Origin of the sequence: Bradyrhizobium sp. CSA112 (genome assembly GCF_029051645.1) — a bacterium.
In the GTDB taxonomy this organism is placed as follows: Bacteria; Pseudomonadota; Alphaproteobacteria; order Rhizobiales; family Xanthobacteraceae; genus Bradyrhizobium.
Genome location: NZ_JAACFS010000014.1, coordinates 19,234 through 34,302, shown reverse-complemented (window position 1 = coordinate 34,302; position 15,069 = coordinate 19,234). Strand labels below are relative to the sequence as shown.

Here is a 15,069-nt window from a genome sequence, read left to right as displayed (position 1 = left end):
TCTCGGCCCTTCGATGCGGGGCGCCTGTCGGCATGAAGTGGTTTCGGTCGAACATCAAAACTGGCTCGCGGCTGGCGCTGCTCGCGCTCGCCATCCAGTTTGCGCTGTCGTTCGGGCATTTCCACCAGGCTGCCGCGCAGACGCCACGACCCGGACTGGCGGGCGCCGATCTTGCCCACGCCGCGCTTGATGCGGCCGGCGAGGTACAGCAGCATCAGCCTTCCGATCACGAGACCGATCAGCATACGGCGCATGCCTGTGTCATCTGCGCCGTCACCTCGCTGGCCAACAATTTCCTGTTTGCCAGCTCGCCTTTGCTGGAGCTGCCACAGGCGATCGAACTCCTCCATCTGACAACCGAGGCCGAATTCGCGCATCTCGGCTCGCTCCATCCTGCATTCCAGTCCCGCGCGCCTCCCGCCGCCTAACATCGATTGATTGATGCACTCCCGAGGGGTTGCCGCGCCGGACGCGGCTCTCCGAGGGAAAATCGGAATCGATCCGTCGCACATCGACGGGATCAGGATCGGGACAATGACATTCAAGAAGAAACGAGCGTTCCATTTCGGTGGGGCAAGCTGGCTATTGCTATGCGCGATGGCAGACGGGGCACTGGCGCAGGACGCACCATCCTCCTCGACACAACTGCCTGGGATCACCGTGACGGCGCCAAGCCCGATCGTGCGACGCAGGGCAGTCGTTCCCTCGCAGACGCCAGTGCGCGTCGCCCGCACCGCGCCCGGCCGCACCAGGGAGCGCGCGCCGCAGCCGCCACAACCGGCGCCGGCTGCTCCCGCGCCTCAACAGGGCGTGCTCCCGATCGTCACGGATCAATTTGCAACCGTCACGGTGGTGCCCAACGAGGAGATCCGCCGCCAAGGCACCGCCCAGCTTGGCGATCTCCTGTTCTCGAAGCCCGGCATTACCGGCTCAACCTTCGCGCCCGGTGCCGCGAGCCGGCCGATCATCCGCGGCCTCGACGTCAATCGCGTCGGCATCCTCGAGAACGGCACCAACGCTGGCGGCGCCTCCGATCTCGGCGAAGATCATTTCGTGCCGGTCGATCCACTGGCGACAAACCAGGTCGAAGTCATCCGTGGTCCGGCGGCGCTGCGCTACGGATCGACATCGATCGGCGGCGTCGTCAGCGCAACCAACAATCGCATCCCCGACGCCCTGCCCTCATGCGCGGCGACACCGTTCCAGACCTACGGACTGCCGGCGAAAGCGCCGCTCGCAAACGTGGGATCTCCTGCCTGCGTCACGGTCGAAACCCGAACGGCCGTCAGTTCCGTCGACCGCGGTGTCGATGGCGGCATCCTGATCGATGCCGGCGGTGGCAATTTCGCTGTTCATGCCGACGCCTATGGCCGCAAGGCCAGCGATTACAGCATTCCGAGCTATCCGTATTTGTTCGACCAGACCCGGCCGGTCAACGGCCGGCAACCGAATTCGGCGATGCAGGCGGCTGGTGCATCGATTGGCGGCTCCTACATCTTCGATGGCGGATTTATCGGCGCGGCGGTCACGCAGAACGATACGCTCTATCGTATCCCTGGCATCGACGGCGCCGATCACCAGACCCGTATCGACGCGCGCCAGACCAAATTTACGGCCAAGGGTGAATACCGGCCGGATGCGGCCGCGATCGACGCCGTCAGGTTTTGGGCGGGCGCCACCGATTACAAGCACAACGAGATCGGTCTTGCCGATCCCGCCGATCTCTCGTCGGCCGGCGTGCGGCAGACCTTTACCAACAAGGAGCAGGAAGGCCGCGTCGAGGTGCAGATGGCGCCGTTCAACGCGCGCTTTGCCGCTGTTACGACCGCCTTCGGCCTGCAGGCCGGGCATCAGGAACTGACGGCATCAAGCCCGGACGATCCGACCAGCCCGCTCAACGGGTTGTTCGATCCCAACAAGAATAACAGGGTCGCCGGCTACGTCTTCAACGAGTTGAAGTTCACTGACTCAACCAAGGCGCAGATCGCGGGCCGTATCGAGCATGTCAGTCTCAGCGGAACGACGCCGGCATTTGTTCCGGAGCTGTTCGACCTCAACGTCGACCCTGCCGCGATTGGTCCTGCCACACCACGCAACCTGAACTTCACGCCGAAAAGTGCGAGCGTCGGTCTGCTCCAGGATTTGCCAGGGGGTCTTGTCGCAAGTATTACCGCCCAGTACGTCGAGCGCGCGCCCAAGCCGGCGGAATTGTTTTCGCGCGGACCGCACGATGCGACCGCAACGTTCGATATCGGCAATCCCAATCTCGGCATCGAAACCGCCAAATCGATCGAGATCGGACTACGACGCGCCACCGGCCCCTTCCGATTCGAAGCGACGGCTTACTACACCAAGTTCAATGGCTTCATTTTCCGTCGTCTCACCGGCAACACCTGCGAGGATGTTGCCTGCGTCGGTCCTGCGGACCCGGCTTTTCCCCTCGAGCTGAACCAGGCGATCTATTCGCAGCGCGACGCCACCTTCCGCGGCGGCGAGTTCCAGAGCCAGTTGGACGTAGGGCCGCTCTACGGCGGCATCTGGGGCATCGAGAACCAGTTCGACGTCGTCCGCGCAACCTTCGACGACGGCACCAATGTCCCGCGCATCCCACCCGTGCGCGTGGGCGGCGGCCTGTTCTGGCGCGATGCCAATTGGCTGACGCGGATCAACCTGCTGCACGCCTTCGCCCAGAACGATATCGCCCCGATCGGCGAGACACCGACCGCGGGTTATAATCTGTTGAAGGCAGAAGTCAGCTACAGGACGAAGCTCGATCCCACCTGGTTCGGAGCGCGGGAAATGATCGTCGGCCTCGTCGGCAACAACCTCTTGAACGAGAACATCCGCAATTCGGCGTCCTTCAACAAGGACGAGGTCCTGTTGCCGGGCATTGGCGTGCGCGCATTTGCCAACCTGAAGTTCTAGAGCGCGGACGGTACGGCTTCCCAGGGGTGGCGTTAGCTGGTGCCACCAGCTAACGTTCATTTGGAATGACGGTGGATACCGCGTATCCACCGTCGTGTTCCCAGCCCGTGGAAGCAGATGCACAACCGCTAGATGACTGCCCCTATCAATATTCACGTCTACAGCGACGCGCTCGTTCTGCTCGGCACTGCGGGTGTCATCATTCCGCTGGTCCGGCGGTTCGGCCTCAATCCCGTCCTCGGCTATCTCGGCGCCGGCGCGATCCTGGGGCCTCTTGGGCTGGGATCGTTCATCGAGCATTTCCCGTTTCTCTACTGGTTCACGGTTGTCGATCCCAAGAACGTCTCCGGCATTGCGAACCTTGGCGTCGTTTTCCTGCTGTTCCTGATCGGCATGGAATTGTCGTACGATCGATTGAAGGCGATGCGCCGCCTGATCTTCGGGCTAGGCACCTTGCAGATCGTCCTCTCCACGGTGGCGATCGGCACGGCCGCCGCCCTTGTGGGGAACAAAGCTCCGGTAGCACTCATCCTCGGCGCGTGCCTGGCCTTGTCCTCGACCGCCATTGTCGTCGAGATTCTTTCCCGGCAAAGGCGACTCAGCACAAGTGCGGGACGGGCGAGCTTTGCGACGTTGCTGGCGCAAGACCTGGCAGTCGCTCCTCTCCTGCTCTTTATCTCCATTTTTGGCGCGAGCGAGTCTGGCTCGGTCGTCGTCACACTCGCTCTTGCGCTCCTCAACGCCGCCATTGCACTCGGCGTGATTGTCATCGTTGGCCGCGTGGTAATGAGACCTCTGTTTCGTCTGGTCGCATCGGTGGGCATGAGCGACCTGTTCGTCGCAACAACGCTGTTCGTGATCGTCGCAACCGGGGTGGCCGCCGCCCTGGCTGGATTCTCCATGGCTCTTGGCGCCTTCGTCGCTGGATTGCTGCTTGCCGAGACGGAATTCCGCAAAGCAATCGAGACTGCCATCGATCCTTTCAGAGGTCTCCTGCTTGGCCTGTTCTTCTTCACGGTCGGCATGAACATCGATTTCCGGGAACTGGCCCGCGATCCGGTCTGGCTGATCGCGGGTGCGGCCGGGTTGATCGCGGCAAAATCCATCATCCTGATCTTCCTGGCCCGAATGTTTCGGCTCTCCTGGCCGGCAGCGCTCGAGGTCGGTCTGTTGCTCGGTCCCGGCGGCGAGTTTGCTTTTGTCGGCATCGGGATGGCGACAACGCTCGGCCTGATCGACACTAATGTATCGAGTTTCGCCGTCGCGCTGACATCGCTGACGATGATGCTCACCCCCGCTCTGTCCCATGTCGCACGACGGCTAGCGCCGATGGTGCGCGAAGATAAGCCGCTCGCCCCCGAGCTCGCCGTCGCGCCAACAGGAGGGAGCGGCCATGCCATTGTCGTCGGACATGGCCGAGTTGGACAGGTGGTCTGCGCGATGCTCGATCACCATGAGTTCAAGTACCTTGCCGTCGACAATGACGCTGCCGCTGTACCGGAGCAGCGAAGACAAGGGCGCACCGTCTTTTACGGTGACGCGACAAATCCGGAGTTTTTGAAGAGCTGCGGCCTCATGGAAGCCGCGGCGGTCATCGTCACGATCAATGAACCTGCAGGCATCGACGAAATCGTCGCGCAGGTTCGCGCGCTGCGGAAAGATATATTGATCGTTTCGCGCGCTCGCGACGCCGACCACGCACGGCATCTCTACAGGATCGGCGTCACCGACGCAGTGCCGGAAACCATTGAGGCAAGCCTGCTGTTATCAGAAGCAGCCCTGATCGGCCTGGGAGTGGCGATGGGACTGGTCGTTGCGTCCATCCACGAGAAGCGTGAGGAGTTTCGGCACGAACTGCAGCAGGCGGCCGGAAATGCAGGATCCGAGCCGAAGCCGGCGGCCGGCACCAAAAAGCGTCGACTTTTCCTATAGCCACGGGCCCTGCAGAGCTGCACCGCCGCGCCGGGCCTACGTCGCCTTGCTCCAGTCCGGCCGGATGTCGCCGGAGACGCCATCGAAGGCGCCCTCGACCAGTTCTGCCACCAGCAGGCGGCTGTAATCGACGGGACCCGGCATGATCACGCGTCCCTTCGGTATGACCTTGAAGCCGACGCGGCCGTAATAGGGTTCATCGCCGACCAGAATGACAAGGCGATGGCCCTTGGCCTTGGCGTCCTGCAGCGAGCGATCGAGCAGCATGCGGCCGACGCCGCGCTTCCGGAACGGCGGCTCGACCGTCAACGGCCCAAGCATCAGGGCCGGCGTATCGCCGATGCAGATCGGCAACTGGCGCACGGAGCCGACCAGCAATGTGCCGATCCGCGCCGTAAACGAGAGGTCGAGCAGATGATCGACATGCTCGCGCAGGCGGTAGGCGCTCAGCACGAAACGGCCGGGACCGAACGTGCGTTCGTGCAAGCGTTCGATCGCCTGCGCGTCTTTCGGTGTTTCGGGGAGGATGGTGACGTCAAGTTCGCTCATGATGGGGCGCGGGATAGCATCTGGCGGCGGCGCGGTCCATCGCTGGAAGCGGCCATCCCTGTATTGCCTCAATCCCTGCCAATGGCGGGCTGGGACAAATAGGACAGCAGCTTTATTTCACGGCGGCCGCGCGTCACCGTATCCAACACCAGCCCCGAGGCTACCGACAACACCGCCACGATCATCAAGCCCATCGACAGCACCGCGGTCGGTAGCCGCGGAACGAGGCCTTCCTCGAGATAGGTGATGATCACGGGGATCGCGAGGCCGATCGAGACCAGCATCAGGAAGACGCCGATGAGCGTGAAAAACCGCAGCGGCTTTTCCGACCGGTACAGCTTCAGGATGGTGCTGAGAATCCGGAAACCGTCGCGCCAGGTGTTGAGCTTGCTGAACGATCCTTCGGGGCGGGCATAATAAGGCGTCTCGACTTCCATCACCGGCAGCGCCAGTTCGAGCGCGTGCACGCTCAGCTCGGTTTCGATCTCGAAGCCGTCGGACAGCACCGGAAAGGACTTGACGAAGCGGCGCGAGAACACGCGGTAGCCGGAAAGGATGTCCTTGAACGCCTGGCCGAACACCGAGGAAAGGAAACTTGTCAGCATCCAGTTGCCGGTGCGATGGCCGGGCCGGTAGGCAGCGACCGATTGGTCGACGCGGAATCCCACCACCATATCGAGGTGGTCGTTGACGAGCACATCGATCATGCGCGGGGCGCTTGGCGCGTCATAGGTCGCGTCGCCATCGACCAGCACGTAGACGTCGGCATCGACATCGGCGAACATGCGCCGCACCACATGCCCCTTGCCCTGGCGGCGCTCGCTACGCACGATGGCGCCGGCCGCGCGCGCCACCTCGACGGTTCGGTCCCTGGAATTGTTGTCGTAGACAAAAATCTCGGCTGTCGGCAGAGCCTTGCGGAAATCGGAGACCACGGTAGCGACCGCGGCTTCCTCATTGAAGCACGGCACCAGAACCGCAATCCGCAGCGCCGGTACCGTCATCGCACGCTCACCGAATCAAGTCTGTCCATGGCGCGTTATATCGCAATCAGGCGCTGGCCGGTTTAGGGAAGGCCGACTTGTCCGCTTGCAAATCGAGCGTTGCGAACAGCAGGGTCCACAGGGAGAGCATGTCGATCGGAATAATGTAATAATGCGTAAAGATCGGATGGGTCATGAAGAAAATCAGGTTCACGGCGAGGTTTGCAGCGAGCAGCAGGGCGACTCCTCTGGCTCGACCCCGATCGGACCGCCACAACCAGGCGGTCCAACCGGCCGATATCGCCAGCAAGGTGAATTGAACGTCAACAAGATAGCTCAAGAGCACGCTCGCATTCAGTTCAGGCGGCACGGCATCGACGCTGCCATAGGTGGTCGAGAAAGGACTTCCCGCATTGATCGCATTCGCGATCAGGGTCGGCGCAATGCCGATCAGGAACGAACTACCAAACACGAGCCCCTGCAGGAAAGTCTCCTTGCTGCGCGCTATCAGGAACGCGCCGGCAAGACACAGGCCATAGCCGGCCGCCAGAAATAGATTCGGCAGGCGAAAGTTGACAGAGAGACCGATCAGCAGGCCCACCAGCGCGATGATCAGAAGCCGGCGCTGTTGCCGGACCACGAACAGCTTTGCTGTCAGGAAACCCGCAGCCGCGCAGACCATCATGGTCGGCGGCACCGAATAGCTCGCCTTGCTCGGGTTGATCATCAGGTAAAGCGCCGCAAAGCCGAACACCGCCGCCAGCGCGAGCGATGCCGGTTCGCGTGCGCGGAACAGCGCAAGCAGCGCAAACGCGAAGATCGTGACATTCGCCAGCACGTAGAGCGGGATCGCCTGAAATCCAGTGGGAAACAGCGAGAGGACGAAGCCGGTCCCTGGCGGATACTGCAGCACATACTTGTTCACTGCGGGAATGAAGGGGTGGCAGGGCGCGCGCTTCACGTCATGCCATTCCGCGTAGCCGATCGCCTTCAGGCCGTTCTTGTGATCGTCGTCGAAGGTGACGTTGGTGTCGATGCCTCGGAGGCCGAACCTCTCGAACAGATGCGCCTGCCGGAGATAGCAGATGTCGTCATAGACACCGCGGCTTTCGCTCCAGCGCGAAATGCTCCAGACGTTGCTAGCCAGCACCGCCAAGAAGCCGATAGCGCAAAGCAGCTTCAGGACCCCCATCCTGCCCATGTCGAACCCCCGCCCCGTTTCTCCGCTTCTATGCGTTGCAGGGACGGGAAGCAACTGGCGGCGTCAACGCCAGGTGGCGATCGGCGTCGTGCCGTCGAGCACTTCGGCGATCCGGAGCCGCGTGCCCCTGGTCGTCTCCGCCGGCAGCGCACTTGCCGCATAGAATCCGCACTCGACGATCTCGTGGTTGGGATCCGGCGGGCGGTCCTGCCGGAATTGCCTGATGACATAGACCGCGACATGGTCGCGGCGGGAGACGTGGCCGTTGAAGAACAGGCCGTGCAGGACCGGCTCCCCGGTCAGTTCGATCCGCCCCTCCTCCACCAGCTCCCGCCGCAAGGCTTCGAGAAAGGTTTCGCCGACCTCGACCCCACCGCCCGGCAGATGCCAGCCCGCGACATAGCTATGCCTGACCAGAAACACCCTGTGGTCGCCATCGAGCACGACGCCGCGGACCCCGAGCGTCATGCCGCGAGCCATCCGCCAATAAAGGTGGAAGGCCCGCCGCAATTGCGGTTCGAAACGTTCTCGCAAGTGCTGAAGCGCAGTCACGCCAACCTCGGATGGACAGTTGTCACGTTTGATCCTTATATCGCCGACATGATCATGCGGCGGCTCTATATCACAGAGAATGCGGCGGAGCGCGAATGACCGATACCTTCACGCTGGCGCATCTGTCCGATCCGCATCTGCCGCCGCTGCCTGCGGCGCGGCTTCGCGATCTCGCAGGCAAGCGTGTGCTCGGCTATCTCAACTGGATCCGCAATCGCCACAAATATCACCACCGCGAGGTGCTCGACGCGCTGGTCGCCGACATGCAGGCGCAGCGGCCGGACCACATTGCGGTAACCGGCGATCTCGTCAACCTGGCGCTCGAGGCGGAGTTCGCCCCGGCGCAGGCCTGGCTCGAAAGCGTCGGCACGCCGCAGCAGGTCACCGTCGTTCCCGGCAATCACGACGCCTATGTGCGGGCGACGCGGCATCATTTCGCCGGCACGTTCGAGCAATATCTGCGCGGCGATGCCGAGACGAACGGAACGCGGTTTCCGTTTGTTCGCCGGCGCGGCCCGCTGGCGCTGATCGGGGTGTCCTCGGCGGTGCCGACGCTGCCGCTGATGGCCACGGGTCGGCTCGGCCGCGCGCAGCTCGATGCGCTGGATCGCCATCTGGCGCAGATGTCCGCGGATGAGGCTTTCCGGGTGCTGCTGGTGCATCATCCCCTGTATTCGAGTTCGCGTATGAAGCGCCTGACGGACTCGATGGCGCTCCGGGCCGTGCTGAAGCGGCGCGGCGCGGAACTGGTCTTGCACGGCCACGACCACATCCATTCGACGATGTGGCTCGAAGGCGCCGGCCGCCAGATCCCCGCGATCGGCGTGCCGTCGGCATCGGCGCTGGCGCACCGGCATTATCCCGCCGCTGCCTACAATTTGTTTTCGATCTCGCGCGAGGACGGCAAATGGCGCTGCGTGCAGACCGTGCGCGGCTTCGGAGATCACGGCGATATCAGCGAATTGCAACACGTCAGATTGTCCTGACGCCTAGTCCCCGCCGCCACAGCCACCACCCCCATCGCCACCGCCACTGCCGTCTCCGCCGCCATCACCGCTGCCGGCATCGCCAAACCCGTCCGAACTGCCGTCGAACGACGTATCGGCGAAATCGCCGCCGCAATACGCGGCGCCGCTGCCGTTCTTGCGCAGCTCATCGCAGTCGGGGTGGTAGACGAACCCGTTTGCGATATTGAACTTGCTGTCGAGCGCAAACAGCAGCGGCAGGCGCGTGGGACGGACCGGATCGATGTTCTCGTATTTGCAGCAATACCACCAGACGCGGCGCAGGCCCTCATTGCTCTTGCGGTGCTCGCTGAGGACGACGGCGGGCGTGTGGTGGAGGAAGCCACCGAAGGCGCGCCGGCAGAACGCGTCGTACTCGCGCGTGTACAGGATGAACTCGTGCCAGAGATCGTCGGCGACCTGCGAGGGCATCGAGACGTAGCGCTTGCCGCTCATGAGGTAGGCGAGGAAAAACTGCCGCAGGCCCCGCGAGACGAGCGCGCTGTCCTTGCGCTGAAAGCCGGGGTGATGCTTCTCCAGCCGCTCGAGCAGCCCGCGCGGCCAGCGGAAGGTGCGGATGAATTCGGCGCGCCGCAGCGTGCGCCACTTGCCGTACAGCCAGGACGTTCCGAACAGCGCGCCGACAAGCAGGGCGAATAACGGTATGGATGAAGCGGCTGCCACGATGCCCCCGAATAACCGAGCCGCCGGCTCTGGCTAGAAATTCTTCAGACTCGCATACAGCGCCAATCCGAACAGCGCCACCGCGCCCAGCACGAAGCCGAGCACGAAGGCCCCGAAGCCGCGGCGGCGGGGCTTTTTTTCCACGGCCGGCTCGGCCACGGGCGTTGCCACCATCGCATGCTCGCGCTCGATCATGCGGCGCGCAACGTAGCCGGTGACGGCATCGACGATAACGGGCACGTCATGCGACTCGGCGATCACGATGCGGCCGAAGCGGGTATCCTGCACGAAGCGGTAGATGCGCTTGTCGCGCCCCATCACCACATGCGCCACCACGTCGATCCACAGCCGCGGCGTCTCGCCCTGGCTGACGCCGCGATCGAACAAGTCGATCTGCTCCGGCACCTCGGCGAACAAGGGATCGAGCGCCTCATTCAGGATCTCGAGCCGGGCGACTTCGGCATCACGCAGTTCGACCACGACGCCGGTGCGATCGGCGGCCTCGATGCGGGCCTGCCGCAGCGCGTCGCGCAGCCGCGTCGGTCGCATGTCACGGGCTTCACTGGCGGTGTTTTGCGCGTCTGACATCGGTAGCCGCCTTTATCCTGAAGGGGGGTTTGGCCCGGTTAACCTAGCAGTAACTATGTTGCGCGCAATGGCTGTTTGTTTGCAATGGGTTAGCGATCCACCGGGTTCTGCGTCTGCGACGGCACCCCCACCCGCCCCTCCCGGAGCGAGCTCAGCTCGTCTCCCGGAGCGAGCTCGGCTCGTCTCCCGGAGCGGCTCGTCTCTCCGCCGCTTTGCAAACGCAAACGGCCCCACCCGGAGATCCGGATGGGGCCGCCTGTCCTTGGGCCGTTTCCTTAGGTTTTATCAGGCCGAGACGCGGGAGGGCTCTTCGACGATCGAAAAGCGTACGCCGGCCTTGTGGCGGTTCTCTTCCGAGACCGCGCGCCAGGCATCTTCGGCCTCTTTGCGGGTCTTGAAAGGTCCCTGTACCTGAGCCGAACCTTCCACGAGCTTGTGGAAGTTCATCGATCCGAACTCGCCGCCAATCACCCAGAAATTGCTGCCTTTGGTCATTGTCAGTCTCCTTCCAGCGCTAGCCGAACTGGTTCATCGTGTTGTGGGCGCCGCCCGCCTTCAGAGCGGCTTCACCGGCGAAATATTCCTTGTGATCGTCACCGATATCGGAGCCGGCCATGTTCTGATGCTTGGCGCAGGCGATGCCCTGACGGATCTCCTGACGCTGAACATTCTTCACATAGCCCAGCATGCCCTGCTCGCCGAAATACTCCTTCGCGAGATTATCAGTCGACAGAGCTGCCGTGTGATAGGTCGGCAACGTGATCAGATGGTGGAAGATGCCGGCACGCTTTGCTGAATCGGCCTGGAAGGTGCGGATACGCTCGTCGGCTTCAATAGCCAGCGGCGTATCGTCGTATTCCGGCTTCATCAGTTCGGCCCGATTGTACTTGCTGACATCCTTGCCGGCTTCCTTCATCGCGTCGTACACCTGCCAACGGAAGTTGAGCGTCCAGTTGAACGAAGGCGAGTTGTTGTAGGCCAGCTTCGCGTTCGGGATGACCTCGCGAACGCGGTCAACCATCTTGGCGATCTGCTCGATATGCGGCTTCTCGGTCTCGATCCAAAGCAGGTCGGCACCGTTCTGCAGCGAGGTGATGCAGTCGAGCACGCAGCGATCTTCGCCTGTGCCGGCACGGAACTGATAGAGGTTGCTGGCAAGCCGCTTCGGACGCATCATCTTGCCGTTGCGGTTGATGATGACATCGCCGTTCCTGGCGTTGGCGGCAGTCACTTCCTCGCAATCCAGGAAGCTGTTGTACTGATCGCCGAGGTCGCCGGGCTTGTGGCTCACGGCGATCTGCTGCGTGAGACCGGCCCCCAGCGAGTCGGTGCGGGTCACGATGATGCCGTCTTCGACGCCCAGTTCGAGGAAGGCATGGCGGCAGGCCCGGATCTTCGCCAGGAACACCTCGTGCGGCACAGTCACCTTGCCGTCCTGATGGCCGCACTGCTTTTCGTCGGAGACCTGATTCTCGATCTGCAGGGCGCACGCACCTGCTTCAATCATCTTCTTGGCGAGCAGGTAGGTCGCCTCGGCATTGCCGAAGCCGGCGTCGATGTCGGCGATGACAGGCACGACATGGGTCTGGAAGTTGTCGATCTTTTCGATCAGCGCCTTTTCCTTCGCCTTGTCGCCTGCCTTGCGGGCCGCGTCGAGCGCGCGGAAAATATCGTTGAGCTCACGGGAGTCCGCCTGACGGAGGAAGGTGTAGAGCTCTTCGATCAGCGCCGGCACCGAGGTCTTCTCGTGCATCGACTGATCCGGAAGCGGTCCGAACTCGGAGCGCAGCGCCGCGATCATCCAGCCGGAGAGATACAGATAGCGGCGATCGGTCGTGCCGAAATGCTTCTTGACCGAAATCAGCTTCTGCTGAGCGATGAAGCCATGCCAGCAACCGAGCGACTGGGTGTACTTGGTAGGATCGGCGTCATAGGCAGCCATGTCGCTGCGCATCAGCGCCGCCGTGTACCGGGCGACATCCAGGCCGGTCTTGAAGCGGTTCTGCAGACGCATGCGCGCCACGGCTTCGGCGGTGACGCCGTCCCAGGTCGGCTTGGTCTTGAGGAGCGCCTCGGCAGCTTCAACCTCGCCCAGATAGGAAGCCGGTCCCTGGATAGCCTGGTCGCTGATCCCACGTGGCTGGTAGTTCATGTGAATGATCCTTTCGGTGACGACAGATCTGCAGCGTTTATATTCGCCACTTCTCTGCCGACATTCTTGACAGTGCATTGCGAAACGTACTGAGAGCTAAACGCGAAAACCCGGATTTCGTATAGCCTGCTTGATTTCGAATGGTGATGTCATGTAACATCCATACTTGTCGTAAATGTAACTTTGTAAACTTTGTCACAAAATTGGGTCACGGTACCTGCCGGGTTCATACGGGCTTTCATCCTTCGAGACGGCGCTGCGCGCCTCCTCAGGATGAGGTCTGGGACCATGGCTGGGGGCGTGAGGAGCGCGGCGAAGCCGCGCGTCTCGAACCACGAGGCCACCGGCAGCGCGAACATCGGGAACAACGTCATGGCCACCGAGTCCGGAAAGAAACTCTTCGTAGGCCCCCGCTTCCGGCGAATCCGCCAGCAGCTCGGGCTGTCGCAGACCCAGATCGCCGAGGGACTCGGGATTTCGCCGAGCTACATCAATCTGATCGAGCGGAACCAGCGGCCGGTGACGGCGCAGATCCTGCTGCGGCTGGCCGAAACCTATGACCTCGACCTCCGCGATCTCGCGACCGCCGACGAGGACCGCTTCTTTGCGGAACTGAACGAGATCTTTTCCGATCCCCTGTTCCGGCAGATCGACCTGCCGAAACAGGAACTGCGCGACCTCGCCGAACTCTGCCCCGGCGTCACGCATTCCCTGCAGCGGCTCTATGCCGCCTATACCGAGGCCCGCCGCGGCGAGACTCTCGTGGCGGCGCAGATGGCCGACCGCGACGAGGGCGCGCGGTTCGAGGCCAATCCGATCGAGCGCGTGCGCGACCTGATCGAAGCCAATCGCAATTACTTTCCGGAACTCGAACAGGCCGCGGAGAACCTGCGCGACGAGCTCAACGTCTCCGCCGAGGAGCTGTTCGCGGCGCTTTCTGCGCGCCTGCGCGAAAAGCATTCGATCGTCACCCGCATCATGCCTGTTGACGTGATGCGCGAGACGTTGCGGCGGTTCGACCGCCATCGCAGGCAGCTTCTGATCTCCGAACTGGTCGACGGCTCGGGACGCGCCTTCCAGCTTGCGCTGCAAATCGGCCTTGCCGAGTGCGGCGCCTCCATCGACGCCATCGTCAACCGCGCCGGCCCGCTCGACGACACCCCGCGGCGGCTCTATCGCATTACGCTCGCGAACTACTTCGCCGCCGCCGTGATGATGCCCTATCAGCCGTTCCATAGCGCAGCGGAAAACCTGAACTACGACGTTCACGTGCTGGCGCAGCGCTTCAATGCCGGCTTCGAGCAGGTCTGCCACCGCCTCACCACGCTGCAGCGGCCGAATGCGCGCGGCGTACCGTTTTTCCTGCTGCGCGTCGACAATGCCGGCAACGTCTCCAAGCGGTTTTCCTCCGGCACGTTTCCGTTCTCGAAATTCGGCGGCACCTGTCCGCTGTGGAACGTGCATTCGACCTTCGACACACCGGACCGCCTGCTCAAGCAGGTGATCGAACTGCCCGACGGCACGCGCTACTTTTCGATCGCGCAGATGGTGCGCCGGCCGATCGCCCCGCACCCGCAGCCGCAGCCGCGCTTTGCGATCGGTCTGGGCTGCGAAATCCGCCATGCGTCGAAGCTCGTCTATGCCGCGGGGATGGATCTGGAGAAGGCCGAGGGCACGCCGATCGGCGTCAACTGCCGGCTCTGCGAACGCGAAAACTGCAGCCAGCGCGCCGAGCCACCCATCACGCGGACGCTGATCCTGGACGAGAACACGCGGCGGGTGTCGTCGTTTGCGTTTACGAATGCAAGGGAGGTGTGAGAGCCACGCTCTCTCAACACGTCGTCCCTGCGAAAGCAGGGACCCATACGCCGCGGCCATGGTTGTTGAAACACGATGGAACGATGAGCGAGCAAAACTACTGCTCCCTATGGTTATGGGTCCCTGCGTTCGCAGGGACGACGGATGAGGTCTGACAGAAGATGAAGGCTTGTTCATCAACTCTGCATTGCCGCGGTTACCGCCGGGAAAACGCGGAACATCACCGCAAACGAAGCGTTGCTTGGCTGCCTGCAACAGGAGAGACCAATGTTGAAAACGTTGATTACCGTTTCGACCGTGCTGCTGACGACCGCGGCGTTTGCGCAGGGCACCGCGAAATCCCCGGGTTCCTCGGAAGTCACCCCGGGACAGAAGATGCAGAAGAGCAAGACTTCGACCGCGCCAGGTGCGTCGGAATATGCACCAGGACATCAGAAGAAGACGGCGAAGGGTCATTCGGAAAGCGCGCCCGGCAAGCAGACGACAACCGGATCGGCTGCGAAGAAGAAGTACTAGTTCTCCAACAGCGCGGCCCGGCATCGATGCCGGGCCGTTTTCGCTTGCGCAGTGCAGTGCATCAATGGACCGCTTTCTCCGCCGAAAAGCCGCTTCTGTGTCCCGCTGGTGACGATCACATTTAAAACGTGGGTATTCCGCAATTTTGCGATGGAACGGCCAAGC

At 62.7% G+C, this 15,069-nt stretch carries 14 protein-coding genes; 6 read left to right on the top strand and 8 right to left on the bottom strand.

The features are described 5' to 3' along the window. The first annotated feature begins 32 nt into the window (after positions 1 to 32). The 3 genes from GWE18_RS22490 to GWE18_RS22480 all read left to right on the top strand — a co-directional run bounded on the left by GWE18_RS22490 (position 33) and on the right by GWE18_RS22480 (position 4,857). On the top strand, positions 33 to 428 hold the full coding sequence (locus tag GWE18_RS22490) for a DUF2946 family protein (RefSeq protein ID WP_275187892.1): 396 nt from the start codon (positions 33 to 35) through the stop codon (positions 426 to 428). A gap of 106 nt (positions 429 to 534) precedes the next feature. Next, positions 535 to 2,925, top strand: a complete 2,391-nt coding sequence (locus GWE18_RS22485) for a TonB-dependent receptor (RefSeq protein WP_275187891.1) — start codon at positions 535 to 537, stop codon at positions 2,923 to 2,925. Positions 2,926 to 3,057: 132 nt separating this feature from the next. Further along, positions 3,058 to 4,857, top strand: coding sequence for a cation:proton antiporter (locus GWE18_RS22480; RefSeq protein WP_275187890.1), 1,800 nt, complete (start codon positions 3,058 to 3,060; stop codon positions 4,855 to 4,857). Between the two features lie 36 nt (positions 4,858 to 4,893). Here GWE18_RS22480 and GWE18_RS22475 read toward each other — a convergent pair whose 3' ends face one another. The 4 genes from GWE18_RS22475 to GWE18_RS22460 form a co-directional block, all read right to left on the bottom strand. Continuing rightward, complete coding sequence (locus GWE18_RS22475) at positions 4,894 to 5,406, bottom strand: N-acetyltransferase (protein ID WP_275187889.1); 513 nt, start codon at positions 5,404 to 5,406, stop codon at positions 4,894 to 4,896. 68 nt (positions 5,407 to 5,474) lie between these two features. Further along, on the bottom strand, positions 5,475 to 6,410 hold the full coding sequence (locus tag GWE18_RS22470) for a glycosyltransferase family 2 protein (protein WP_275187888.1): 936 nt from the start codon (positions 6,408 to 6,410) through the stop codon (positions 5,475 to 5,477). Between the two features lie 46 nt (positions 6,411 to 6,456). Continuing rightward, positions 6,457 to 7,590, bottom strand: a complete 1,134-nt coding sequence (locus GWE18_RS22465) for a hypothetical protein (RefSeq protein WP_275187887.1) — start codon at positions 7,588 to 7,590, stop codon at positions 6,457 to 6,459. Positions 7,591 to 7,653: 63 nt separating this feature from the next. Continuing rightward, entirely contained in the window at positions 7,654 to 8,142 is a 489-nt protein-coding gene (locus GWE18_RS22460) for an NUDIX domain-containing protein (protein WP_275187886.1), read from the bottom strand. A 95-nt stretch (positions 8,143 to 8,237) separates the two neighbouring features. On the opposite strand from GWE18_RS22460, the gene GWE18_RS22455 reads away from it, so the two are divergent. Then, positions 8,238 to 9,128 carry a metallophosphoesterase gene (locus GWE18_RS22455; RefSeq protein ID WP_275187884.1) on the top strand — a complete coding sequence of 297 codons (891 nt, stop codon included), beginning with the start codon at positions 8,238 to 8,240 and terminating at the stop codon, positions 9,126 to 9,128. 3 nt (positions 9,129 to 9,131) lie between these two features. Here the strand turns inward: GWE18_RS22455 and GWE18_RS22450 are convergent, their stop codons facing one another. The 4 genes from GWE18_RS22450 to GWE18_RS22435 all read right to left on the bottom strand — a co-directional run bounded on the left by GWE18_RS22450 (position 9,132) and on the right by GWE18_RS22435 (position 12,570). Then, positions 9,132 to 9,830 carry a hypothetical protein gene (locus GWE18_RS22450; protein WP_275187883.1) on the bottom strand — a complete coding sequence of 233 codons (699 nt, stop codon included), beginning with the start codon at positions 9,828 to 9,830 and terminating at the stop codon, positions 9,132 to 9,134. A 33-nt stretch (positions 9,831 to 9,863) separates the two neighbouring features. Then, positions 9,864 to 10,418 (bottom strand): hypothetical protein, encoded by a 555-nt coding sequence (locus GWE18_RS22445; protein ID WP_275187882.1) that lies wholly within the window; start codon positions 10,416 to 10,418, stop codon positions 9,864 to 9,866. Positions 10,419 to 10,703: 285 nt separating this feature from the next. Continuing rightward, entirely contained in the window at positions 10,704 to 10,913 is a 210-nt protein-coding gene (locus GWE18_RS22440; RefSeq protein WP_057850593.1) for a hypothetical protein, read from the bottom strand. Positions 10,914 to 10,932: 19 nt separating this feature from the next. Further along, positions 10,933 to 12,570, bottom strand: coding sequence for an isocitrate lyase (locus tag GWE18_RS22435; protein ID WP_275187881.1), 1,638 nt, complete (start codon positions 12,568 to 12,570; stop codon positions 10,933 to 10,935). Between the two features lie 372 nt (positions 12,571 to 12,942). On the opposite strand from GWE18_RS22435, the gene GWE18_RS22430 reads away from it, so the two are divergent. Then, a complete protein-coding gene (locus GWE18_RS22430; RefSeq protein ID WP_275188010.1) occupies positions 12,943 to 14,388 on the top strand; it encodes an XRE family transcriptional regulator in 1,446 nt (481 codons plus the stop codon). A gap of 267 nt (positions 14,389 to 14,655) precedes the next feature. Next, the gene (locus GWE18_RS22425; protein ID WP_275187880.1) at positions 14,656 to 14,904 is read left to right on the top strand and encodes a hypothetical protein; all 249 of its coding nucleotides are present in this window, start codon (positions 14,656 to 14,658) and stop codon (positions 14,902 to 14,904) included. Positions 14,905 to 15,069: the final 165 nt, after the last annotated feature.

What these genes read in the sequence shown, in the direction of transcription:
- GWE18_RS22475 (WP_275187889.1), bottom strand. Translation starts at nt 5,406, where the DNA reads ATGAGCGAACTTGACGTCACCATCCTCCCCGAAACACCGAAAGACGCG.
- GWE18_RS22480 (WP_275187890.1), top strand. Translation starts at nt 3,058, where the DNA reads ATGACTGCCCCTATCAATATTCACGTCTACAGCGACGCGCTCGTTCTG.
- GWE18_RS22490 (WP_275187892.1), top strand. Translation starts at nt 33, where the DNA reads ATGAAGTGGTTTCGGTCGAACATCAAAACTGGCTCGCGGCTGGCGCTG.
- GWE18_RS22425 (WP_275187880.1), top strand. Translation starts at nt 14,656, where the DNA reads ATGTTGAAAACGTTGATTACCGTTTCGACCGTGCTGCTGACGACCGCG.
- GWE18_RS22430 (WP_275188010.1), top strand. Translation starts at nt 12,943, where the DNA reads ATGGCCACCGAGTCCGGAAAGAAACTCTTCGTAGGCCCCCGCTTCCGG.
- GWE18_RS22435 (WP_275187881.1), bottom strand. Translation starts at nt 12,570, where the DNA reads ATGAACTACCAGCCACGTGGGATCAGCGACCAGGCTATCCAGGGACCG.
- GWE18_RS22470 (WP_275187888.1), bottom strand. Translation starts at nt 6,410, where the DNA reads ATGACGGTACCGGCGCTGCGGATTGCGGTTCTGGTGCCGTGCTTCAAT.
- GWE18_RS22485 (WP_275187891.1), top strand. Translation starts at nt 535, where the DNA reads ATGACATTCAAGAAGAAACGAGCGTTCCATTTCGGTGGGGCAAGCTGG.
- GWE18_RS22455 (WP_275187884.1), top strand. Translation starts at nt 8,238, where the DNA reads ATGACCGATACCTTCACGCTGGCGCATCTGTCCGATCCGCATCTGCCG.
- GWE18_RS22465 (WP_275187887.1), bottom strand. Translation starts at nt 7,590, where the DNA reads ATGGGCAGGATGGGGGTCCTGAAGCTGCTTTGCGCTATCGGCTTCTTG.
- GWE18_RS22445 (WP_275187882.1), bottom strand. Translation starts at nt 10,418, where the DNA reads ATGTCAGACGCGCAAAACACCGCCAGTGAAGCCCGTGACATGCGACCG.
- GWE18_RS22440 (WP_057850593.1), bottom strand. Translation starts at nt 10,913, where the DNA reads ATGACCAAAGGCAGCAATTTCTGGGTGATTGGCGGCGAGTTCGGATCG.